This window comes from Streptomyces sp. NBC_00440 (assembly GCF_036014215.1).
In the GTDB taxonomy this organism is placed as follows: domain Bacteria; phylum Actinomycetota; class Actinomycetes; order Streptomycetales; family Streptomycetaceae; genus Streptomyces.
The window spans coordinates 4,854,216-4,876,613 of sequence record NZ_CP107921.1 but is presented as its reverse complement, the minus strand read 5'-3'; the positions used below and the strand labels follow the sequence as shown (position 1 = coordinate 4,876,613).

Below are 22,398 nucleotides of genomic sequence, written 5' to 3'. Positions count from 1 at the left end.
AGGCCGGGACACCGGTCGTACCCCACACCACACCCGATACAAGGAGCCACAGGACATGGCCGACTCCAGTTTCGACATCGTCTCGAAGGTCGAGCGGCAAGAGGTCGACAACGCCCTCAACCAGGCCGCCAAGGAGATCTCGCAGCGTTACGACTTCAAGAACGTCGGCGCCTCCATCGACTGGTCGGGCGAGAAGATCCTGATGCAGGCGAACACCGAGGAGCGGGTCACCGCGATCCTCGACGTCTTCCAGACCAAGCTGATCAAGCGCGGGATCTCGCTCAAGGCGCTGGACGCGGGCGAGCCGCAGCTGTCCGGCAAGGAGTACAAGATCTTCGCCTCCATCGAGGAGGGCATCTCGCAGGACAACGCCAAGAAGGTCGCGAAGGTCATCCGCGACGAGGGCCCCAAGGGCGTCAAGGCGCAGGTCCAGGGCGAGGAACTGCGGGTCAGCTCCAAGAGCCGGGACGATCTGCAGGCCGTGCAGGCGCTGGTGAAGGGCAAGGACTTCGACTTCGCGCTGCAGTTTGTGAACTACCGCTAAGCAGCTGGCCCGACCTGCACGGACGCCGGACGCCGGCAGGCAGACTTCGCAGACTTCACGGGCACGACGGGGGCACATCGCCGGGGCCGCTTCGACGGCGGCCCGCGTTGTGCCCTCGCCGTCGGGCCACGAGGCGCGACAGGCAGCGCGGCGTGGCATCGGTATGGAATGTGGCGCGATATATGGCGTGACATGTGACGTCCGAAATCCGCCGGTCCGGATGGTCCGGGTATCGCAGACTCGTAGGTGTCCCGGTGGAACAGCCGTCGGAACGCTGCGAGGAAGGGAGCGACCGATGACGGTCTGCGCGACGGTCTGGACAACGGCTGGCAGTCCGCTCGGTGAGCTGCTGCTGGTGGGCGAGGAATCGGCGGACGCGCGGGGCGGTGTGGCGCTGGTCTCGCTGTCGGTGCCGGGCCAGAAGGGCGGTGTGTCCGCCCAGGACGCCGCCGGCGCGGGGTGGCGCCGGGATCCGGCTGCGTTCACCTGGATCACCGACCAGCTGCGGGCCTATTTCGCCGGTGAGTCGACCCGGTTCGAGATCGACTACGCGGGTGGTGGAACCGACTTCCAGCAGCGGGTGTGGGCCGCGCTGGACGGTCTCGCTTACGGCACCACGGTGTCGTACGGGGAGCTCGCGGGGCGCATCGGGCTCTCGGGCGCCGGAGTGCGGGCCGTGGGCACCGCGATCGGGCGCAATCCCCTGCTGGTCGTACGGCCGTGCCACCGGGTGATCGGCGCCGACGGAGCGCTGCGCGGGTACGCGGGCGGGCTGGAGCGCAAGCAGTGGCTGCTGGGGCTCGAAGGGACGCGCGCGTCGTGACGGGGCGGTGCGCCGGCCGGGGCCGCGGGGCGGGTCCAGCCGTATGACCGGGCTGTTCCCGCGGGACCGGGTGGAGGTCGCGCCCGGTGCGGTGCATGTTCCGGAGTGGCTGTCGGTGGAACGCCAGCAGGAGCTGGTCGCCGCGTGCCGCGAGTGGGCGCGGGGTCCTGTGCCACTGCGGCACACGCAACTGCCGGGCGGGGGCGTGATGTCCGTACGGACGGTGTGTCTCGGGTGGCACTGGCAGCCGTACCGGTATGCGCGTACCGCCGACGATGTGAACGGTGCGCGGGTGGCTGAATTCCCGGGCTGGCTGGCGGAGTTGGGGCGGTCCGCGGTGACCGAGGCGTACGGGGGCGCCGGAGCTGCTCGATGGGCCCGAGATGCGGGCGGTGCGGGAGATGCCGGAGGCGCCGGTGCCGTGTACGCGCCGGATGCGGCGCTCGTGAACTTCTACGACGGTGACGCGCGGATGGGCATGCACCAGGACAAGGAGGAGCGGTGCGCAGCTCCTGTGGTGTCACTGAGCCTGGGCGACACCTGCGTCTTCCGTTTCGGGAACCCGGAGGGGCGGGGGCGGCCCTATACGGATGTGCGGTTGGCGTCCGGGGATCTGTTTGTCTTCGGAGGACCTTCGCGGTTCGCGTACCACGGTGTCCCGAAGGTCCTTCCGGAGACGGCTGATCCTGCGGTGGGGCTGCGGGGCGGGCGGTTGAACATCACGCTGCGGGAGACGGGGCTCGGCGGCCCTGACCGCCGCGGGTGATCAGGGTGATCGCGGGTGATCAGCGGCGGCCGCGGGCGAGTGGTGGTGGCCCGGGCCGCCCGACACCGCCCGGACATACGGGTGGGTGTGCGATCAGCGCGATTGCGCGGTCAGCGGTGTGAGCGGGAGTTGCCGAAGAGCAGCCGGTAGAGAACCAGCAGGACAAGCGCGCCCACGATGGCGGAGATCCAGGTCGCGCCGTCGTAGAAGTGCTTCGCCACCGGGTGGTTGAAGAAATGCGAGGCGCCCCATCCTCCGACGAAGGCGCCCACGATGCCTATGAGGGTGGTGCCGACGAGCCCTCCCGGGTCACGGCCGGGGAGCAGGAACTTGGCGATGGCCCCTGCGAGCAGTCCGAGGATGATCCAGCTGATGATTCCCATGAGCAGAGCCTGCCTTACGTTCGGTGTCTTAAACAGAGACGTTGAGGCGGCACTGCTTGGTTGCGTCGCTGGTCGCAGAGGCGTGGTGGCAGGGATCAGTGATGCGGGTGTGGTGGGAGTCGCCGTCCGGGCCGGTTCAGCGGGCGGCGAAGGGCTGGTCCGTGGGGACGATCTCCTTGCCCAGCGGCATCAGCGAGACGGGGATCAGCTTGAAGTTCGCGATGCCCAGGGGGATGCCGATGATGGTGATGCACAGGGCGACGCCGGTGAAGATGTGGCCGAGTGCGAGCCACCAGCCGGCGAGGACCAGCCACAGGACGTTGCCCACGCAGGACGGGGATCCGGCGTCGGAGCGGTCCACCGCCATGTAGCCGAAGGGCCAGAGCGCGTAGACACCGATACGGAACGCGGCGATTCCGAACGGAATGCCGATGATGGTGATGCAGAGCAGCGCGCCCGCGAGAAGGTAGCTGAGGAACATCCAGAAGCCGCACAGGACGAGCCAGATGATGTTGAGGATGGTCTTCATGTCCGGGGACCTGCCATCTGTTCGAGTCGGGAGATGCGCTCCGCCATGGGCGGGTGTGTGGAGAACATCTTGGACAGTCCCTGACCGGGACGGAAAGGGTTCGCGATCATCATGTGGCTCGCGGTCTCGATCCGGGGCTCGGGGGGCAGTGGCAACTGTTTCGTACCGGCCTCCAGCTTGCGCAGCGCGCCTGCGAGGGCGAGCGGGTCGCCGGTGAGCTGGGCACCCGACGCGTCGGCCTCGTACTCGCGTGAGCGGCTGACGGCCAGTTGGATGAGGGATGCGGCCAGCGGGCCCAGGATCATGATCAACAGCATACCGATGAGGCCGGGTCCCTCGTCGTCGTCGGAGCGGCCGACCGGGATGAGCCAGGCGAAGTTCACCAGGAACATCACGACGGAGGCCAGGGCGCCGGCGACCGAGGAGATCAGGATGTCGCGGTTGTAGACATGGCTGAGTTCGTGGCCCAGGACCCCGCGCAGCTCGCGTTCGTCCAGGATCTGGAGGATGCCCTCGGTGCAGCAGACGGCGGCGTTGCGCGGGTTCCGCCCGGTGGCGAAGGCGTTGGGCGCCTGGGTCGGCGAGATGTAGAGCCGGGGCATGGGCTGGCGGGCCGCGGTGGAGAGCTCGCGGACGATGCGGTAGAGCGCCGGGGCCTCGAATTCGCTGACGGGCCGGGCCCGCATGGCGCGCAGGGCGAGCTTGTCGCTGTTCCAGTAGGCGTACGCGTTGGTGCCGAGCGCGACGACGAGCGCGACGATCAGGCCCGTACGGCCGAAGAAGCTGCCGATGACGATGAGGAGGGCTGACAGCCCCCCGAGGAGGACAGCTGTCCTCAGCCCGTTGTGCCGGCGGTGCACGGTACGCCCTCCAAGTCGTGCGGCAGGGGAACCTTCGCTCAGTGGCTCAGTCCACTGGTCACTGTCCAGTGGACCCTCCCTCACTGGTCAACGCCAGGCGAGGGAGGCTAGTTCCCTTGTGCGCGCGGCCCGTGGTGTGCGCCGTACGGGTGGGTCAGCCCTGAGCGGGGACCTTCACCAGCGCCAGGGCCTCGGGCACGGGCTCGACCTGGCTGGTGCAGTGGGCGCAGCGGGAGGCGACGGCCGGGATCTCGGTGTAGCAGTACGGGCAGTCGCGGAGGGCCGCCTTGATGTCGACGGGCTTGTCGGCGGTGAAGCGGGACTGGATCTTGGCCAGCGGGACGACGACGCAGAAGTAGAGGACCGCGGCGGTCACGAGGAAGGCGACTCCGGCGTTGATGAGCAGGCCGTAGCGGAAGTGGGCGCCGTCGACGGTGAACTCGGCCTTGCTGAAGTCGCCCATGGCGGAGCTGGTGGCGAGGCCGATGAGGGGCGTGATGAAGGCGGTGCTGAGTGCGGTGACGACTGCCGTGAAGGCGGATCCCACGGCGAGGCCGATGGCCAGTGAGATGACGTTCCCGCGGAGGATGAAGTCTTTGAACCCGCTCAGCACTGGTTGCTCCTTGATTCGGTGGTTTCGGTGGCTTCGGTAGTCCTGCGCGCTGCTCCGGCGCGCCTTCGGTGCCGCTCTCCGGCGTCGTACTGCCTCTGCCCCGGGGCGTGCGCCGGAGCGCCGTCCGTGGTGTGCGCCCGGCCGAAGACCGTAGCAAAACTCAGAAGAGGCTGCCGGACGCGAAGTGCAGGACCAGCTGGGGGTCGACGGAGAGTACGGCTCCGGCGGCGGCCGCGAGTGCGACGGTGAGGGTGAGCGGGACGGGGATGCGCAGGCCGGGGCGGGTGTCGCCGGTCGCGGGCCCGGCCGGGGCCGTGTCGGTCCGGGGTGTGCGGAACAGCACAGCCGTCCAGCGGAGGTAGTAGTACAAGGCGATGACGACGTTGACGGCCATGATGACGGCGAGCCAGCCGAGGCCCGCGTCGACCGCGCTCTGGAAGACGGTGACCTTGGCGAAGAGGCCGATGATGCCGGGGGGCAGTCCGGCCAGGCAGAGCAGGAAGAAGGCGAGGGCCAGGGCGGTGAAGGGCCGCGTGGCGCAGAGGCCGCGGTAGTCGCTCAGGCGTTTGCCGGGGCGGGAGCGGGCGACGAGGGCCACAGTGGCGAATGCGCCGAGGTTCACTACGGCGTACATGAGGGCGTACGCGACGGTGGAGCCGATTTCGCGGTCCGAGGTGTAGCCGGCGGCGGCGATCGGTACGAGGAGGTATCCGGCCTGGCCGATGGAGGACCAGGCGAGGAGCCGGACGGCGCTGTGGGCGCGGGTGGCCTGCTGGCGCAGGGCGGCGGCGTTGCCGACGGTCATGGTGAGGGCGGCCAGCACGGCGATGGCCGGGCCCCAGATGTTGGCGTACCCGGGGAACGCGACGACGGTCACGAGGATGAGCCCGGAGAAGCCGACGGCCTTCCCGATGACGGAGAGGTACGCGGCGATGGGCAGGGGTGCGCCGACGTAGGTGTCGGGTACCCAGAAGTGGAAGGGCGCGACGGCCGTCTTGAAGGCGAAGCCGACGAGGGTGAGGACGACTCCTGCCTCGGCGAGGGTGTTGAGCTGCGGGTCGACCTGGGCGGTGGCGATGCCGGTGAGGTGCAGGGTGCCGGTGGCCGCGTAGACGAAGCTGACGCCGAGCAGCGTGACGGCGGTCGCGGTGACCGAGGACAGGAAGAACTTGAGGGCCGCCTCGGAGGAGAGGCGGTTGCCGCGCTTGAGGCCGACGAGGGCGAAGGCGGGCAGCGAGGCCACTTCGAGGGCGACGACGAGCGTGGCGAGGTCCCGCGATGCGGGCAGCAGCGCGGCTCCGGAGGCGGAGGCGAGCAGCAGGAACCAGAATTCGCCGGCCGGGAGGCGGTCGCCGCCGGTCTCGCTCATCGAGAGCAGTGCGGTGAGCAGGGCGCCGCCCAGTACGAGCAGCTGGATGGCGAGGGTGAAGTGGTCCGCGGTGTAGCTGCAGGCTCCGTGGCCGGTGGTGAGGCAGAAGGTGGAGCGGCTGCCGTGGCGCAGGGGCAGGAGCATGAGGACGGCGGCGGCGAGTCCGGCGACCGCGGTCCAGCCGAGGAGCGGCTTGCGGTGGTCGGGGACGAAGAGGTCGGCGACAAGGATGATCAGCGCGGTCGCGGCGACGATGACGGGCGGGGCGATCGCGAGCCAGTCGACGGACTGGACGAGGGAGCTCATGCCTTGCCTCCTGCGAGGAGCTTCTGCACGGCCGGGTCGGTCAGGCCGAGGAGGGCCGCGGGCCACAGACCGGCGAGGACGGTGAGGGCGACGAGCGGGCTCCAGGTGGCGAGCTCGTAACCCTGGACGTCCTGGATCTCCTGGCTGCCCTTGATCTCCTGGACGTCCTGGATGCCCTTGGGCCCGTGGCCATCGGCGTGCCGGTCCTCGTGGCCCTCGGCATGCCGGCTGCTGCCGGGTGCGGGGGCCGCGGCGGCTGCGGGTGGCTCGGCGGGGGCGGGCTGGGGTTGCCGGGGTTCTCGGGATTCCTGTGCGTCGCCTGCGTCGGGTGTGGTCTGCGGGGCGCTGCCCATGCAGACGCGGCGTACGACGAGGAGGAGGTACGCGGCCGTGAGCAGGGTGCCGAGGGCCGCGAGCGACATGAAGGTGAGGAAGGCGGGGCGGCTGAGCCCCCTGGCCGGGTCGAAGGCGCCGAACATGGTGAGCATCTCGCCCCAGAACCCGGCGAGTCCCGGCAGGCCGAGCGAGGCGACGGCGGCGAAGGCGACGAGGCCGCCGAGCCGGGGTGCCCGGCCGTAGAGGGCGGCGCCGGTGGCGCCGGCGAGCGTGTCGAGGTCGGCGGTGCCGTACCGGTCCTTGAGCGCGCCGACGAGGAAGAAGAGCAGCCCGGTGATGAGGCCGTGGGCGATGTTGGCGAAGAGCGCGCCGTTGACGCCGGTGGGGGTCATCGACGCGATGCCGAGGAGTACGAAGCCCATGTGGCCGACGGAGGAGTAGGCGATGAGGCGCTTGAGGTCGCCCTTGTTTCCTCGCCGGGCGAGCGAGAGGCAGGCGAGCGATCCGTAGATGATGCCGACGACGCCGAAGGCCGCGAGGTAGGGGGCGAAAGCGTGCATGCCTTCGGGTGCGATGGGCAGGGCGATGCGGACGAATCCGTAGGTGCCCATCTTGAGCATGACGCCGGCGAGGAGGACCGAGCCGGCGGTGGGCGCCGCGGTGTGGGCGTCGGGGAGCCAGCTGTGCAGCGGCCACATCGGGGTCTTCACGGCGAGGCCGATCGCGATGGCGAGGACCGCGATGACCTGGGTGGTGTGGGTGAGGTCGCGGCCGTTGTCAGTGGCGAGTGCCACCATGTCGAGTGTGCCGCTCTTCACGCCGATGAGGAGGATGCCGAGCAGCATGACGACGGAGCCGAGCACGGTGTAGACGATGAACTTCCAGGCGGCGGCGGTGCGTTCGGCGCCGCCCCAGCGGGCGATGAGGAAGTACATCGGGATGAGGACCATCTCGAAGGCCAGGAAGAAGAGCACCAGGTCGAGGGCGGCGAAGGTGGCGAGCGTCCCCGATTCGAGGAGGAGGACGAGAGCGACGAACGCCTTGGGGGACGGGCCCGCGGGGGGCTTGAAGCAGGAGTAGAGCGCGCAGAGGAAGGTCAGCAGCGCGGTCAGTACGAGAAGGGGGAGCGAGATGCCGTCTGTGCCCAGATGGATCCGGACGTGGAGTGCCGGGATCCAGCTGATGTCGGTGGTGGCCTGCATCTTCGACGGGTGGTCGCGGTCGAAGCCGAGCGCGAGGACGATCGCGGCGATGAGCACGGTGCCGGTGACGATCACACCGTGGCGGAGCACGGCCTGCTGGGGTGTCCTGCCCCGCAGCCCGGGGGGTGCGGGCAGCAGTGCGGCGACGGCGCCGATGACCGGGGCGGCGACGATGAACGCCAGAAGGAACTGCATCACGGATGCGCTGATATCGATCACGGCTCACGATCCGGCGTAGGCGTTGGCAAGGGCGACGGCGGCGATCACCAGGACGACGGATCCGGCGAGCAGGGCGCTGAGGTAGGTCTGCAGGTTGCCGGTCTGGGCCCGGCGGAAGGCGGCCCCCAGCCAGCGGGGTGCCGCGCTCGCACCGCGTACGTAGGTGTCGATGACCTCGCGGTCCAGGAAGCGGACCAGTTGGGCTGCGGCGAGTACGGGGCGTACGAAGGCTGCGGTGTAGAGGGCGTCGAGGTGGAAGCCGTTCGCCGCGTGGCGGTGGAGCGGGCCGAGAAGCAGCCTGCCGGGGTCGAGGGGGTCGGGGGCCGAGGCGATGCTGCCGTAGACGGAGCGGTGGGTGGCGATGGCTTCGGCTTCGACGGTGCCGGGGTCTGCGTCCGGGTGGGCGGTGACGGCGCCGATGGGGGGCTGCTGGGCCATGGCCGTGGTGTGGCGCCAGGTGCCGTAGGTGACGAGGCCGCCGACGAGGGCGACGCCGGTCCCGAGGACGGAAGTGGTGAGGGTCGGGGCGAGGCTGTGGCCGTCGAACCAGTCGCTGAGGCGGCCGGCGGTGAGGCCGAAACCGATGGTGGGGATGGCGAGGAGCCAGAGCACACCGTTCATGGCGAGGGGCTGCTTGCCCTGGTCGGGGGCTTCACTGCCCTTGCCGCGGAAGGCGAGGAGCCAGAGGCGGGTGGCGTAGGCAGCGGTCAGCAGGGCGGTGACGAGGCCTGCGATCAGCACGGTCCAGCCGGCGCCCGCGGGGGCGATGGCGCTGTCGCCGAGCGCGGTGTTCTCGGCGGCGCTGAGGACGGACTCCTTGGAGAAGAATCCGGCGAAGGGCGGGATGGCGGCGAGTGCGAGCAGGGCGATGGTCATCGTCCAGAAGGCGTCGGGGATGCGCTTGGGCAGGTTGTCCATACGGCTCATGGCGGCCAGGGAGTTGGTGCCCGCGGCGTGGATGACCACGCCGGCGCCGAGGAAGAGGAGTGCCTTGAACGCGCCGTGCGAGAGGAGGTGGAAGACGGCGGCGCCGCGATCGCCGACGGCCAGGGCGCCCGACATGTAGCCGAGTTGCCCGATGGTCGAGTAGGCGAGGACGCGTTTGATGTCGTCCTGGGCGAGGGCGGCGAGTGCCGATCCGATCATGGTGATCGCGGACATGGCAGCGAGGACGGTCATGGCGGCCCCGGATGCCGCGAAGACGGGCAGCAGCCTGGCGACGAAGTAGATACCGGCGGCGACCATGGTGGCCGCGTGGATCAGGGCAGATACGGGGGTGGGGCCCGCCATGGCGTCGGGCAGCCAGGTGTGCAGCGGGAACTGCGCGGACTTTCCGGCGACGCCGGCGAGCAGCAGCAGGGCGATCAGCGTGGGGTGGTGGAGCCCGCCGTCGGAGACGGTCCGCAGGATGCCGGTGATGCGGAACGTTCCGGCGTCGGTGGCGAGCGCGAACAGGCCGATCAGGAAGGGGACATCACCGAGTTTGGTGACCAGGAAGGCTTTGAGGGAGGCGGAGCGGGCTTCGGCGGTCTCCCAGTAGTGGCCGACGAGGAAGTACGAGCAGATGCCCATGACTTCCCAGCCGACGAGCAGCACCATCAGGTCGCCCGAGTAGACGACGAGCAGCATCGCGGAGGTGAAGAGCGAGACGATCGCCGCGTACGAGGGGTAGCGCGGGTCGTCGCGCAGATAGGCGGTCGAGTAGATCTGCACGCATCCGGCGACGGTCACGACCAGGACGGCGACGAGAGCGGCGAAGCCGTCGACGTACAGGGACAGGTCAATGGGTACGGAGCCGGTCGGGGTGAGCCGGGTGGCAGCTTCGATGGCCTGGCCGCCGCCCTGCCGGACGGCCACGGTGATCGCGAGTGCGGCTGCGGCGAGCGTCGGGAGGATGGCCAGCGGGCGGACGAATCCGGGCGCGATACGGCCGAGCAGGAGTCCGGCCACTGCTCCCAGGAAGGGAAGGAGCGGAACGAGGACGGCGAGGGTCGTCGTGGTCACGCGGCAGCCTCTGCCTTCTCCTCGCGGTCTTCGGGTCCGTCGGGGTCGTCCGGGTCGTGGGGTCCGTGCGGGTCATCGGGGCCGTGCGGGTCATCCGGACCGTGCGGGTCGTCCGGGTCTTCCGGGTCGTGCGGGTCGTCGGGGTCCGGTGATTCGGCGGTGTCGCGGAGCTTGTCGATGTCCGTCGTACCCCGGTTCCGGTGGACCGCCAGGACGATCGCGAGGCCGATGCCGATCTCGGCGGCGGCGATGGCGATCGTGAAGAGGGTGAGCGCCTGCCCGGAGTGGAGCTTGTCGCGCAGCCATACGTCGAAGGCGACGAGGTTGAGGTTGACGGCGTTGAGCATCAGCTCGACGGACATCAGGATCAGGATGACGTTGCGGCGGGCGAGGACTCCGTACAGCCCGGTGCAGAAGAGGAGGGCTGCGAGCACGGCGGGATAGACGAGATGCATCAGCGCTGCTCCCTGTTGTTCCGGGCTGCGCCGTTCTCGGTTGCGCTGGTCCCGGCTGCGCTGTTCTGGGCTGCGCGGTTCTCGGCTTGGCTGTTCTCGGCTGCGCTGTTCTTCCGGGACAGGACGATCGCCCCCACCAGGGCGGCCAGCAGGAGCACGGAGAGCGCTTCGAAGGGCAGGACCCAGTTGCGGAAGAGGCTCTCGCCGGATGCCTTGGTGGAGCCCTGTACCGGTCCGTGGAGGTTGATCCAGGTCGTACGGAACGCGTCGACGACCACCCAGACGAGTGCGGCGGCCGCGGCGACAGCGACGGCGAGTGCCACCCAGCGGTTCTCCGAATCGGCGTCCGGAGAGCGGCCGATGGGGGCCTTGGTGAGCATCAGTCCGAAGAGGAGGAGAACGACGACGGAGCCGACGTAGATCAGAACCTGCACCCAGGCGATGAACTCGGCCGTCAGCAGCAGGTATTCGATGGCGAGACCGCCGAGGGCCACGATCAGCCACAGTGCGGCATGTACCAGCTGCCGGGTCGTGACGGTGATGACCGCCGCGCCGAAGGTGGCGATGCCGACGAGGAGGAACGCGATCTCGACGCCCGTCGGGGACAGGAACCCGGGGTGGGCTGCGGCTGCGAAGGCGACCGCGTCTGCTGCGCGACTCACGCCTCCCCCTCCTGCTCCTGCTGGTTGCGCGGGTGGCTCTGCTCGCCCGGTGCTGCTTGCCCGGTCTGCGCTGCTTGCCCGGTCTGCGCTGCCTGCTCGGCCTGTGCGGCTTGCGCTGCCTGCTCGGCGGCTTCGAGTTTGTCCGCCGCCTTGCGTGCGGCGGCGATCTCCTTGGGCTCTTCGGCGGCCGGGTCGAGCGCGGGGGGCGCCGGCACGGTCCACATCCACTCGCGGAGCTTGTCGCGCTCGTGGGTGAGTTCGTGGATGTCGGTCTCCGCGTACTCGAACTCCGGGGACCAGAACAGCGCGTCGAAGGGGCACACCTCGATGCAGATACCGCAGTACATACAGAGCGCGAAGTCGATCGCGAAGCGGTCGAGGACGTTGCGGCTGCGCTCGCGTCCGCCCGGCGCGGCCGCCGGGAGCGTCTCCTTGTGGGAGTCGATGTAGATGCACCAGTCGGGGCACTCGCGGGCGCAGAGCATGCAGACGGTGCAGTTCTCCTCGAACAGCCCGATGACACCGCGGGAGCGGGGCGGGAGTTCGGGCTGGACGTCCGGGTACTGCGCGGTGACCGTCTTCTTGGTCATGGTGCGGAGCGTCACGGCCAGGCCCTTGGCCAGACCGGAACCGGGAACGGGAGGCATCAGCTGATCGCCACCTTCACAATGCCGGTGAGCGCGATCTGCGCGAGGGCCAGCGGGATGAGTACGGTCCAGGCCAGCTTCTGGAGCTGGTCCTCACGGAGCCGCGGATAGGTCACACGGAGCCAGATCACTCCGAAGGCCAGGACGGCCGTCTTGAGGAGCATCCAGACCCAGCCGAGTCCGTCGCTGCCCCAGGGGCCGTGCCAGCCGCCGAGGAAGAGCACAGCGGTGAGACCGCAGAGGATGACGATGCCCGCGTACTCGGAGAGCAGGAAGAGCGCGAAGCGCAGCCCCGTGTACTCGGTGTAGGCGCCGAAGATGATCTCCGAGTCGGCGACGGGCATGTCGAAGGGCGGGCGCTGGAGTTCGGCGAGCCCCGCCGTGAAGAACACCAGGCCACCGACGATCTGCCACGGGATCCACCACCAGGCGAACGCGTCCAGGATGCCGGGCAGGGAGACCGTTCCGGCCGCCATCGCTACGGAGGCCGCGGCGAGCAGCATCGGCAGTTCGTACGCGAGGAGCTGCGCGGCGGTACGGATTCCGCCGAGGAGCGAGAACTTGTTGGCCGACGCCCAGCCCGCCATGAGCGAGCCGAGTACACCGACGCCCATCACGGCCAGCACGAAGAAGATCCCCGCGTCGACGACCTGCCCGACGGCGCCCTCGCCCGGCCCGACCGGAATGACCAGCAGGACGAGCAGGTACGGGAGCAGGGCGACGGCGGGGGCGAGTTGGAAGATCCGCCGGTCGGCATCCGCCGGGACGATGTCCTCCTTCTGCGCGAACTTCACCCCGTCCGCGACGAGCTGGGCCCAGCCGTGGAATCCGCCCGCGTACATGGGGCCGAGGCGGCCCTGCATATGGGCCATGACCTTGTGCTCGGCCTGCCCCACGAGCAGCGGGAGGACGAGGAAGGCGACAAAGACGATGACCAACCGGATGGCGACGTCGAGTACGTCGTTCACGCGGCATCGCCTCCGGCGGGGGTATCGGGACGAGGGGTGTCGGGACGGGGGCCGGGACGGGTGTTGGGGTCGGTCCCGGGTGCGGTTTCGGACTTGGGCGCGGTTTCGGGCTCTGCCGCGGGCTCAGGGCCGGTTTCGCGTTCGGGCTCGGGCTCGGGCTCTGTCTCGCGCTCTGTCTCGGGCTCGGGCTCTGTCTCGGGCTCGCGCTCAGGTGCCTTCTCGGTGGTCGACCCGTCCTCCGTCGACCCGCCCTCCGCGGCCGAGGCCTCGGTCGCCGGGGCCCCGCTGGGTTCCTCCCCCGTGGCCGGCCCCTGCGGCGGCTCGAAGGCCGGGCGGGCGTTGCGCCAGGGCGCGTCGTCGCTGCCCGCCGGGGCGGGTGGGGCCGCCGGGGGCGTGGGCTCGGCCGCCCGCTGGGATGTGGACCCCTCGGACACGCTCCGGCTCCGCCGAGGACCCGCCGGTGTGCGCCCGGCGGGCGTCCTCCCAGCAGGTGTCCCGGGGGACGAAGCGGGAGTCTCCGCCGCAGTCGCCGGTGCCGTTCCCCCGGCCTGGACCTGACCGGGAGTCGGGCTATCGGCCGGGCCTTGGGCAGTTGGGGCCTGGGCCTGGGGCTCCCCGTTCCCCGCCGTGGCCGGTGACTGGCTTGTGGAGCCCTCGTTCACGCTGCGGGCGCGCCGGGCCGGGCGGTCGCCCGCCGCGCGTGCGGCGCGTGCCGGGCGGGCCGGGGCCGGGGGGAGCTGGCCCTTCTGCGGGCCCCACTCGTTGGGGTCGGGGACGCCCGGCGGCAGCATCTGGCGGCGCTTCGCACCACCGGCTCCCGCGCCGTGCCCGGCCGTGGACTCCCCCGGCTCCTTCGCGCCCGGCCAGGCCTTCACGACGCGGGCCGCGAGGACGAAGTCCTTGCGCAGCGGGTGGCCTTCGAAGCCCTCGGGCAGCAGGAGCGGCACCAGGTGCGGGTGGTCGGTGAAGGTGACGCCGAACATCTCGTGCGTCTCGCGTTCGTGCCAGCTCGCCCCCGCGTAGACCGCGACGGCGGACGGCAGGACCGGTGCGGTGTGCGGGACCGTGGTGCGTACGAGCAGGCGGCGCACCGTACGGCCTTCGAGTGCGACGACGTGGGCGCAGACCCGGAAGCCGGTGTCCGGTTCGTCGACGGCGGACAGCCAGTCGAAGTACGTGCACCCGAGCCGGTCTCTGGCGGTCTCCAGGGCGGCGAGCCAGGAGGCGGCCGGTACGTCGACGGTGAGCAGGTCGTAGCTGTGCCCGGCGGTGGCTTCCTCGCCGAAGAGTTCGGTGGCGGCTTCGGGGAGCCGGTCGTACGGGTGCGTCACCTGCATCACCGTCCCGCCCCCGGTACCGGCGGCGGGCTGATGAGGCCGCTGGTCAACTGGGCGGTGGAGGGCGCGGAGTAGCGCTCGCCGAGCGACTCCCTGGCGATCTTCTCCTGGAGCTTCAGGATGCCCTGGAGGAGCGCTTCGGGGCGGGGCGGGCAGCCGGGTACGTACACGTCGACGGGGATGATCTGGTCGACGCCCTTGGTCACGGAGTACGAGTCCCAGTACGGGCCGCCGCAGTTGGAGCAGGCGCCGAAGGAGATGACGTACTTCGGCTCGGGCATCTGCTCGTACAGCCGCTTGACCGCGGGGGCCATCTTGTCCGTGACCGTGCCGGAGACGATCATCAGGTCGGCCTGGCGGGGGCCCGGCGCGAACGGGATCACGCCGAGCCGGATGAAGTCGTGCCGGGCCATGGAGGCCGCGATGAACTCGATGGCGCAGCAGGCGAGGCCGAAGTTGAAGACCCACAGGCTGTAGCGGCGGCCCCAGTTGAGGACCACCTTCATGGGTTCGGGGGCCAGCCGGGAGAGCACGCCCAGCCGCTGCGGGCCGGCGGCTTCCGGCAGCTGGCCGGTCTGCGCCTGGCTGCTGGGCAGCTGCGGGTCCGGCAGATCGACGGGGTTCGTCACGTCCATTCGAGGACGCCCTTCTTCCATGCGTAGAGCAGTCCCACGGCCAGGAAACCGAGGAAGATGAACATCTCCACCAGCGTCGCCGACCCGTATCCGTCGGCCGCGAAGACCGTCGCCCACGGGAAGAGGAAGATCGAGTCCACCGCGAAGATCACGTAGAGGAAGCCGTAGACGTAGTAGCGGACCTGGGTGTGCGCCCAGCCCTCGCCGACGGGGTCGACGCCGCACTCGTACGTCAGCAGCTTCTCGGGGGTCGGCACCACGGGCCGCAGCAGCCGTCCGGCGCCGAAGGCCACGGCGACGAAGAGCACGCCGACGACCGCGATGACACCGACGACCGAGTACATGTGGAAGTAGTCCGAGTACCCGGAGCTCTCAGCGTGGCCCGCGTAATCTGCATACCTTGCGTGCCCCACGTGACTCGCATGACTTGCGTGGCCCGTCTGGCTCGCGGCGAGAACCGCTCGGCCCGCCGCGGCAACGGTCGGTCCCGGCACGTCCGGCCCTCGCTCCCTGCGCCCTTTTCGTCGCCTCGTCCGTCACATTCGCCACGTTCGACGATCCGTACGCACGGGAGTCTAGGCCCTGATAAACACTTGGTAAGCAGCCGGATCCGGCACAGCGCTCGGCACCGGGCCCGCCGCATGGTGGGGTTATCCCTACTTCATCCCACCCAGCCGCCCCATGGCATCCGCCCCGGGGGCCCGGCACTCTTGGCGCATGACCGCGATCAACTCCCGTCGGCTCGACTCCGACCGGCCACCGCCCGCGCGCTTCGCGTTCGACCGGTTCACCTGGAAGGAGATCGCCCATCTCCTGACGAACCTGCCGGCTGCGATCGTCGGCTTTGTTTACGTCCTGTTCATGATTGCCCTGGGCGGCGGTCTGGCCGTCACCGTGGTGGGTCTGCCGCTGCTCGCGCTCGGGCTGCTCGGGGCGCGGCAGCTCGGCCGGTGGGAGCGGTCCCGGGCGCGGGGGCTGCTGGGCGTCCGGGTGGAGGAGCCGAGCCCGCTGTTCGTCAAGCGCGGTGGCAGCTTCTTCACCAGGCTGTGGATGAGCCTCAAGGACCCGGTGGGCTGGCGCGCGATGCTGTACGGGTTCATCCGTCTGCCGTGGGGCGTGCTGACGTTCTCCCTGGTCCTGCCCAGTCTGTTCGTGCTCTGGCCGGTGCTGCCGTTCATCGCGCGGGGTCTGACCAACGTCGACCGGGCCATGGTCCGCGGGCTCCTCTCCCCCTCCGACGAGCTGGAGCGCCGGATCGCCGAGCTGGAGTCGGACCGCGGGGTGGTCGTGGACACGGCCGCGGCGGATCTGCGCCGCATCGAACGGGATCTCCACGACGGGGCACAGGCCCGGCTGGTGGCGCTCGCCATGGGGCTCGGCCTGGCCAAGGAGAAGCTCCTGGAGGATCCGGACGCGGCGGCCGTGATGGTCGGCGAGGCGCACGGTGAGGTCAAACTGGCCTTGCAGGAACTGCGTGACCTGGCCCGCGGTATCCACCCGGCGGTCCTGACGGACCGCGGGCTCGACGCGGCGCTCTCCTCGATCGCGTCACGGTGCACGGCCCCGGTGAAGGTCCGTGTCGATCTGGCGGAGCGGCCGGCCGAGGCGATCGAGGGCATCGCGTACTTCACGGTCTCGGAGCTCCTGCAGAACGTCAGCAAGCACGCCCAGGCGCGCTCCGCTTCGGTGGAGGTGTGGCGCTCGGCCGACCGGCTGCTGATCCGCGTCGAGGACAACGGGCGCGGCGGGGCGCGGCTCGACGGCGGTACGGGCATGGCGGGGCTCGCCGACCGGCTGGGCGCGGTCGACGGTCTCTTCGTACTGGACTCCCCGGTCGGCGGACCCACCACGGTGACGGCGGAGCTGCCCTGGCGCGACCGCGGCTGACGCCGGGGCGGGCACTGCCGGAACGGACGCTTCCGGCAGGGACGCTGTCCTGCGGGGCACTGTCTTCACTCCGGGGGTAGGGAAAACCCCCGGTCGAAGACGGTGCCCCTCCTCATGGTCGACGGCGGTCCGGGGCGGGAGCATGGACACAGGCAGGCAGGGACACCGGCAGGCAGCCGGGCGGACAGCCCGCCCGCAGCCAACCAACCACGCGGCCGATCAACCCCGCAGCCAGTCAACTGACCAACCGGCACACCGAGAAGACGAAGAGAAACGGACACCGCCATGGCCACGGATCACGGCATCACCACCCGGGACCACCGCGTGCCAGCGGTGCTGCGTGCGCCGTTCGAGGGGCGTACCTGGCGCGAGTTCGGATATCTGCTGCTCTCGCTGCCCATCAGCATCGTGCTCTTCACCTTCGGGATCACGATGTTCTCGCTGAGTGCGGGCCTGCTGGTGACCTTCATCGGCATCCCGCTGCTCGCTGTGGGCCTGAGCGTGTGCCGGGGCTTCGGGGCGATGGAACGGGCCAGGGCGCGGGCGCTGCTCCGGGTCGACATCGCGGACCCGGCGCCGGCACGGGGCAGGACCGGCGGCATGATGTCGTGGGCGGGTGCCGTCCTGAAGAGCGGGGCGTCCTGGCGCCACCTGCTCTACTCGCTGGTGCACTTCCCGTGGGCCGTCTTCGCCTTCTCGGTGTCGGTGGTGCTGTGGACGTTCGCCTGGTCGATGCTGACGTACCCGCTGTGGCAGTGGGTCTTCCCGGCCTACTCGAACACGAGCGGCATCCAGCTGTACGGCGACGCGACGCACAGCGTCTACCTCGACAGCCCCTTCGAGATCACCCTGACCAGCCTGAGCGGTCTGGCCTTCGTCCTCGCCACCCCCTGGGTGATCCGGGGGCTGGCCGGAGTCGACCGGATGATGGTGCTCGGGCTGCTCGGCCCGTCGCGGCTGGACACCCGGGTCACCGAGCTGGAGTCGGACCGCGGAGTGGTCGTGGACACGGCGGCGGCGGATCTGCGCCGCATCGAACGGGATCTGCACGACGGGGCACAGGCCCGGCTGGTCTCCCTCGCCATGGACCTCGGTCTGGCGAAGGAGAAGCTGACGGCGGACCCGGAGGCGGCGGCCCGCATGGTCGACGAGGCACACGGCGAGGTCAAGATCGCGCTTCAGGAGCTGCGCGATCTGGCCCGCGGTATCCACCCGGCCGTTCTGACGGACCGCGGGCTCGACGCCGCACTGTCCTCGATCGCCTCGCGCTGCACGGTGCCGGTGCAGGTGGAGGTGGATCTGCCGGCCAGGCCGGCCGCCGCCATCGAGGGCATCGCGTACTTCACCGTCTCGGAGCTCCTCCAGAACGTCAGCAAGCACTCCCGGGCCACTCGCGCGTCTGTGGACGTCTGGCGGGTGGAGAACCGCATCATGCTCCAGGTGACCGACAACGGCCTGGGCGGCGCCACGGGGCCCGGCGGCGACCTCGCCGCGGGTACGGGCGGCGGCGGTCTTGCGGGGCTCGCGGAGCGGCTCGACGCTGTCGACGGGCTGCTGGTCGTGGACTCGCCGGCCGGAGGCCCGACGACCGTCACCGCCGAACTGCCCTGGCGCGACTGAACGCACCCCGGCTTGCGCACAACTCCCGCCCGGCAGCCCGAACTCCCACCCGGCAGCCCGAACTCCCGCCCCGGTGTGACCCGAGCTCCCGCCCGATAGTCCGGCTCCCGCCCGTTCGGCCTCCGATGCTGGGATGCTGGTGTGCGCAGGCAGGAATATCACCAAGTGGGGGGCTTCAGCGTCGTGGAGGACAGAGTGCGAGTGGTCATCGCCGAGGATTCAGTGCTGCTGCGGGAGGGCCTGACCCGGTTGTTGACCGACCTCGGTCACGACGTCGTCGCCGGTGTCGGTGACGCGGAGGCGCTGATCAAGACGATCGGGGACCTGGCGGGGCAGGAGGCGCTGCCGGATGTGGTGGTCGCGGACGTACGGATGCCGCCCACCCACACCGACGAGGGGGTCCGGGCTGCCGTACGGCTCCGCAAGGACTACCCGGGGATCGGCGTGCTGGTCCTGTCGCAGTACGTGGAGGAGCAGTACGCCACCGAACTGCTGGCCGGATCGAGCCGGGGCGTCGGCTATCTGCTGAAGGACCGGGTCGCCGAGGTCAGGGAGTTCGTGGACGCCGTGGTCCGGGTGGCGCAGGGCGGGACCGCCCTCGACCCCGAGGTCGTGGCGCAGCTGCTGGGCCGCAGCCGCAAGCAGGACGTGCTGGCCGGGCTGACTCCGCGCGAGCGCGAGGTGCTGGGGCTGATGGCGGAGGGGCGTACGAACTCGGCGGTGGCCAGGCAGTTGGTGGTCAGCGACGGGGCGGTGGAGAAGCACGTCAGCAATATCTTCCTGAAGCTCGGCCTCTCTCCGAGTGACGGGGATCACCGTCGGGTGCTCGCCGTGCTGACCTATCTGAACTCGTAATTACCTGACACCCTGTCAGATAGCGAGGTCGGGGCCGTCTCGCGGGAGCGGCCCCGAGCAGGACCTAGATCCAAAGGATGAGCACCCAGCGCAAGCGTCTGATGACACCGAAGGGCCAGGAGGGGCGGTTTTAATGGCACTAAATCCGGGCAATTCGATGTCTCAAAAAGGCGTCCACCATATGAGCCTTCCAGGGAAGGCCACCCTTACCGTCGTAGGGTGGGTTCCGGTGTGCCCGGGCAGCCGGGCGCATCCGAGCAGCCGCCCGAGGGAGGTCCAGTTCAGTGACCAGCCAGGTCAGTAGCCCAGCCGAGCAGGCCGACGGATCCGATGAGGCCGTTGTCGGGGAACAACGAGCCCTTCTGATCGACAACGAAGCCCCCGGCCTGATCGACAAAGAGGGCAGGGTCGAAGAGGGCAGCGCTGAGAAGAGCACCGGCGCCAAGGAAGTACGCCGGCTGAGCCGGGTGATCATCCGGTTCGCAGGGGATTCGGGTGACGGGATGCAGCTCACCGGGGACCGGTTCACTTCGGAGACCGCGTCGTTCGGGAACGACCTCTCGACGCTGCCGAACTTCCCCGCCGAGATCCGCGCGCCCGCAGGCACCCTGCCCGGGGTCTCCTCGTTCCAGCTGCACTTCGCCGACCACGACATCCTCACCCCCGGCGACGCGCCCAACGTCCTCGTCGCGATGAACCCGGCCGCCCTCAAGGCGAACATCGCCGACGTACCACGCGGCGCCGACATCATCGTGAACACCGACGAGTTCACGAAGCGCCCGATGGCGAAGGTCGGCTACCTGACCTCGCCCCTGGACGACGGGTCCCTGGACGCCTATCAGATCCACCCCGTACCCCTGACGACGCTGACCATCGAGGCGCTCAAGGAGTTCGGGCTCTCCCGCAAGGAGGCCGAGCGCAGCAAGAACATGTTCGCGCTCGGGCTGCTGTCGTGGATGTACCACCGGCCGACGGAGAACACGGAACAGTTCCTGCGGACGAAGTTCGCGAAGAAGCCGGAGATCGCGGAGGCGAACGTCGCCGCGTTCCGGGCCGGGTGGAACTTCGGTGAGACGACGGAGGATTTCGCCGTCTCGTACGAGGTCGAGCCGGCCGCCGCCGCGTTCCCGGCCGGGACCTACCGCAACATCAGCGGAAACCTGGCCCTGTCCTACGGGCTGGTCGCCGCAGGCCAGCAGGCGGACCTGCCCCTCTACCTCGGCTCCTACCCGATCACTCCGGCTTCCGACATCCTGCACGAGCTGTCGAAGCACAAGAACTTCGGCGTGCGGACCTTCCAGGCCGAGGACGAGATCGCCGCGATCGGCGCGGCCCTGGGCGCCTCCTTCGGCGGGTCCCTCGCGGTGACCACCACATCGGGCCCCGGCGTGGCGCTCAAGTCCGAGACCATCGGTCTGGCCGTCTCACTGGAACTGCCCCTGCTGGTCATCGCGATCCAGCGCGGCGGCCCCTCCACCGGCCTGCCCACCAAGACCGAACAGGCCGACCTTCTGCAGGCCATGTTCGGCCGCAACGGTGAGGCCCCCGTCCCCGTCGTCGCACCCCGGACCCCCGCGGACTGCTTCGACGCCGCCCTGGACGCCGCCCGCATCGCGCTGACGTACCGGACGCCGGTCTTCCTGCTCTCCGACGGCTATCTCGCCAACGGATCCGAGCCCTGGCGCATCCCGGAGACCAGCGAACTCCCCGACCTGAACGTCCGGTTCGCGACCGTGCCCAACCACGAACTGGCCGACGGCACCGATGTGTTCTGGCCGTACAAACGCGACCCGCAGACCCTGGCCCGCCCCTGGGCGGTGCCCGGCACACCCGGGCTCGAACACCGCATCGGCGGGATCGAGAAGCAGGACGGCACCGGGAACATCTCCTACGATCCCGCCAACCACGACTTCATGGTCCGCACCCGCCAGGCCAAGATCGACGGCATCGAGGTCCCCGACCTGCACGTCGACGACCCGGACGGCGCACGCGCCCTGGTCCTCGGCTGGGGATCGACCTACGGACCGATCACCGCGGCGGTGCGCCGGCTGCGCCGGGACGGTGTCCCGATCGCCCAGGCCCATCTGCGCCACCTCAACCCCTTCCCCGCCAACCTCGGCGAGATCCTGAAGGGTTACGACAAGATCGTGATCCCGGAGATGAACCTCGGCCAGCTCGCCCTCCTCATCCGGGCGAAGTACCTCGTGGACGCCGTCTCCTACAACCAGGTCAACGGCATGCCGTTCAAGGCGGAACAGCTCGCGACGGCACTCAAGGAGGCCATCGATGCCTGACACCAACGAACTCCTGAACCTGGTGCCCAAGGCCGAGGCGAAGCAGTCCATGAAGGACTTCAAGTCCGACCAGGAAGTCCGCTGGTGCCCCGGCTGCGGTGACTACGCCGTCCTCGCCGCCGTACAGGGCTTCATGCCCGAACTCGGCCTCGCCAAAGAGAACATCGTCTTCATCTCCGGCATCGGCTGCTCCTCCCGCTTCCCGTACTACATGAACACGTACGGGATGCACTCCATCCACGGCCGCGCCCCCGCCATCGCCACCGGCCTCGCCACCTCCCGCCGCGACCTGTCCGTCTGGGTCGTCACGGGCGACGGCGACGCCCTTTCCATCGGCGGCAACCACCTCATCCACGCCCTGCGCCGCAACGTCAACCTCAAGATCCTTCTCTTCAACAACCGGATCTACGGGCTGACCAAGGGCCAGTACTCGCCGACGTCCGAGGTCGGGAAGATCACCAAGTCGACGCCGATGGGCTCCCTCGACTCACCGTTCAACCCCGTCTCGCTGGCCATCGGCGCGGAAGCCTCCTTCGTCGCACGCACCATCGACTCCGACCGCAAACACCTCACGAGCGTGCTGCGCGCGGCGGCCGACCACCCCGGAACGGCGCTGGTCGAGATCTACCAGAACTGCAACATCTTCAACGACGGCGCCTTCGACGCCCTCAAGGACCGCGAACAGGCCCAAGAGGCCGTCATCCGCCTGGAACACGGGCAGCCCATCCGCTTCGGCACCCCCGAAGCCCCCAAGGGCGTCGTCCGCGACCACACCACCGGCGACCTCGAAGTCGTGGACGTCACCCCGGAGAACGCATCACGGATCCTGGTCCACGACGCGCACGCCACGTCACCGACCACCGCCTTCGCCCTCTCCCGCCTCGCCGACCCGGACACCCTTCACCACACCCCCATCGGCGTCCTCCGCGACACCCAACGCCCCGTCTACGACACCCTCATGAGCACCCAGCTCGAAGCGGCAGTCGAACAGCACGGCAAGGGCGACCTCGCGGCGCTCCTCGCCGGCAAGGACACCTGGACCGTCGCGGGCTGAGTGCGATCGAGCACGCGGTGAGCACGCATT

General features: G+C 69.9%; 22 protein-coding genes. 8 read left to right on the top strand and 14 right to left on the bottom strand.

Annotated features, from left to right (window positions below):
- Positions 1–55: 55 nt before the first annotated feature.
- The 3 genes from OHB13_RS22005 (at position 56) to OHB13_RS21995 (ending at position 2,133) form a co-directional block, all read left to right on the top strand.
- Positions 56–544: a YajQ family cyclic di-GMP-binding protein gene (locus OHB13_RS22005; RefSeq protein WP_266854321.1), complete on the top strand. Its 489-nt coding sequence runs from the start codon at positions 56–58 to the stop codon at positions 542–544.
- A 295-nt stretch (positions 545–839) separates the two neighbouring features.
- Complete coding sequence (locus tag OHB13_RS22000) at positions 840–1,367, top strand: methylated-DNA--[protein]-cysteine S-methyltransferase (protein WP_328378244.1); 528 nt, start codon at positions 840–842, stop codon at positions 1,365–1,367.
- A 43-nt stretch (positions 1,368–1,410) separates the two neighbouring features.
- Entirely contained in the window at positions 1,411–2,133 is a 723-nt protein-coding gene (locus OHB13_RS21995; RefSeq protein WP_328378243.1) for an alpha-ketoglutarate-dependent dioxygenase AlkB family protein, read from the top strand.
- Positions 2,134–2,243: 110 nt separating this feature from the next.
- Here the strand turns inward: OHB13_RS21995 and OHB13_RS21990 are convergent, their stop codons facing one another.
- The 14 genes from OHB13_RS21990 to OHB13_RS21925 form a co-directional block, all read right to left on the bottom strand.
- Positions 2,244–2,516, bottom strand: a complete 273-nt coding sequence (locus OHB13_RS21990) for a GlsB/YeaQ/YmgE family stress response membrane protein (RefSeq protein ID WP_266854326.1) — start codon at positions 2,514–2,516, stop codon at positions 2,244–2,246.
- Positions 2,517–2,652: 136 nt separating this feature from the next.
- Positions 2,653–3,045 (bottom strand): YccF domain-containing protein, encoded by a 393-nt coding sequence (locus tag OHB13_RS21985; protein ID WP_266854328.1) that lies wholly within the window; start codon positions 3,043–3,045, stop codon positions 2,653–2,655.
- A complete protein-coding gene (gene htpX, locus OHB13_RS21980) occupies positions 3,042–3,905 on the bottom strand; it encodes a zinc metalloprotease HtpX (RefSeq protein ID WP_266854330.1) in 864 nt (287 codons plus the stop codon). The genes OHB13_RS21985 and htpX overlap by 4 nt, the downstream gene beginning before the upstream one ends.
- 154 nt (positions 3,906–4,059) lie before the next feature.
- The gene (locus OHB13_RS21975; RefSeq protein WP_266854331.1) at positions 4,060–4,518 is read right to left on the bottom strand and encodes an MscL family protein; all 459 of its coding nucleotides are present in this window, start codon (positions 4,516–4,518) and stop codon (positions 4,060–4,062) included.
- 160 nt (positions 4,519–4,678) lie between these two features.
- A complete protein-coding gene (locus tag OHB13_RS21970; RefSeq protein WP_328378242.1) occupies positions 4,679–6,193 on the bottom strand; it encodes an NADH-quinone oxidoreductase subunit N in 1,515 nt (504 codons plus the stop codon).
- Complete coding sequence (locus tag OHB13_RS21965; RefSeq protein ID WP_328380363.1) at positions 6,190–7,926, bottom strand: complex I subunit 4 family protein; 1,737 nt, start codon at positions 7,924–7,926, stop codon at positions 6,190–6,192. The genes OHB13_RS21970 and OHB13_RS21965 overlap by 4 nt, the downstream gene beginning before the upstream one ends.
- 27 nt (positions 7,927–7,953) lie before the next feature.
- Entirely contained in the window at positions 7,954–9,954 is a 2,001-nt protein-coding gene (locus tag OHB13_RS21960) for an NADH-quinone oxidoreductase subunit 5 family protein (protein WP_328378241.1), read from the bottom strand.
- The gene (gene nuoK, locus OHB13_RS21955; protein WP_328378240.1) at positions 9,951–10,409 is read right to left on the bottom strand and encodes an NADH-quinone oxidoreductase subunit NuoK; all 459 of its coding nucleotides are present in this window, start codon (positions 10,407–10,409) and stop codon (positions 9,951–9,953) included. The genes OHB13_RS21960 and nuoK overlap by 4 nt, the downstream gene beginning before the upstream one ends.
- Positions 10,409–11,071: an NADH-quinone oxidoreductase subunit J family protein gene (locus tag OHB13_RS21950; protein ID WP_328378239.1), complete on the bottom strand. Its 663-nt coding sequence runs from the start codon at positions 11,069–11,071 to the stop codon at positions 10,409–10,411. Before OHB13_RS21950 ends, nuoK begins: the two co-directional genes overlap by 1 nt.
- Positions 11,068–11,718 carry a NuoI/complex I 23 kDa subunit family protein gene (locus OHB13_RS21945; protein WP_328378238.1) on the bottom strand — a complete coding sequence of 217 codons (651 nt, stop codon included), beginning with the start codon at positions 11,716–11,718 and terminating at the stop codon, positions 11,068–11,070. The genes OHB13_RS21950 and OHB13_RS21945 overlap by 4 nt, the downstream gene beginning before the upstream one ends.
- On the bottom strand, positions 11,718–12,686 hold the full coding sequence (locus tag OHB13_RS21940; RefSeq protein ID WP_266854342.1) for a complex I subunit 1/NuoH family protein: 969 nt from the start codon (positions 12,684–12,686) through the stop codon (positions 11,718–11,720). The genes OHB13_RS21945 and OHB13_RS21940 overlap by 1 nt, the downstream gene beginning before the upstream one ends.
- Positions 12,683–14,023 (bottom strand): NADH-quinone oxidoreductase subunit C, encoded by a 1,341-nt coding sequence (locus OHB13_RS21935; RefSeq protein WP_328378237.1) that lies wholly within the window; start codon positions 14,021–14,023, stop codon positions 12,683–12,685. Before OHB13_RS21935 ends, OHB13_RS21940 begins: the two co-directional genes overlap by 4 nt.
- The gene (locus OHB13_RS21930; protein ID WP_328378236.1) at positions 14,023–14,658 is read right to left on the bottom strand and encodes an NADH-quinone oxidoreductase subunit B; all 636 of its coding nucleotides are present in this window, start codon (positions 14,656–14,658) and stop codon (positions 14,023–14,025) included. The genes OHB13_RS21935 and OHB13_RS21930 overlap by 1 nt, the downstream gene beginning before the upstream one ends.
- Positions 14,649–15,002, bottom strand: a complete 354-nt coding sequence (locus OHB13_RS21925; protein WP_266854348.1) for an NADH-quinone oxidoreductase subunit A — start codon at positions 15,000–15,002, stop codon at positions 14,649–14,651. The genes OHB13_RS21930 and OHB13_RS21925 overlap by 10 nt, the downstream gene beginning before the upstream one ends.
- Positions 15,003–15,375: 373 nt before the next feature.
- Here OHB13_RS21925 and OHB13_RS21920 point away from each other — a divergent pair, with 373 nt between their 5' ends.
- The 5 genes from OHB13_RS21920 (at position 15,376) to OHB13_RS21900 (ending at position 22,368) form a co-directional block, all read left to right on the top strand.
- On the top strand, positions 15,376–16,545 hold the full coding sequence (locus OHB13_RS21920; protein ID WP_266854349.1) for a sensor histidine kinase: 1,170 nt from the start codon (positions 15,376–15,378) through the stop codon (positions 16,543–16,545).
- Positions 16,546–16,830: 285 nt separating this feature from the next.
- Positions 16,831–18,165: a sensor histidine kinase gene (locus tag OHB13_RS21915; RefSeq protein ID WP_328378235.1), complete on the top strand. Its 1,335-nt coding sequence runs from the start codon at positions 16,831–16,833 to the stop codon at positions 18,163–18,165.
- Positions 18,166–18,360: 195 nt separating this feature from the next.
- Entirely contained in the window at positions 18,361–19,020 is a 660-nt protein-coding gene (locus tag OHB13_RS21910) for a response regulator transcription factor (RefSeq protein WP_266860782.1), read from the top strand.
- 284 nt (positions 19,021–19,304) lie between these two features.
- Positions 19,305–21,314, top strand: a complete 2,010-nt coding sequence (locus OHB13_RS21905) for a 2-oxoacid:acceptor oxidoreductase subunit alpha (RefSeq protein WP_328378234.1) — start codon at positions 19,305–19,307, stop codon at positions 21,312–21,314.
- Positions 21,307–22,368, top strand: a complete 1,062-nt coding sequence (locus OHB13_RS21900; RefSeq protein WP_328378233.1) for a 2-oxoacid:ferredoxin oxidoreductase subunit beta — start codon at positions 21,307–21,309, stop codon at positions 22,366–22,368. Before OHB13_RS21905 ends, OHB13_RS21900 begins: the two co-directional genes overlap by 8 nt.
- Positions 22,369–22,398 lie beyond the last annotated feature (30 nt).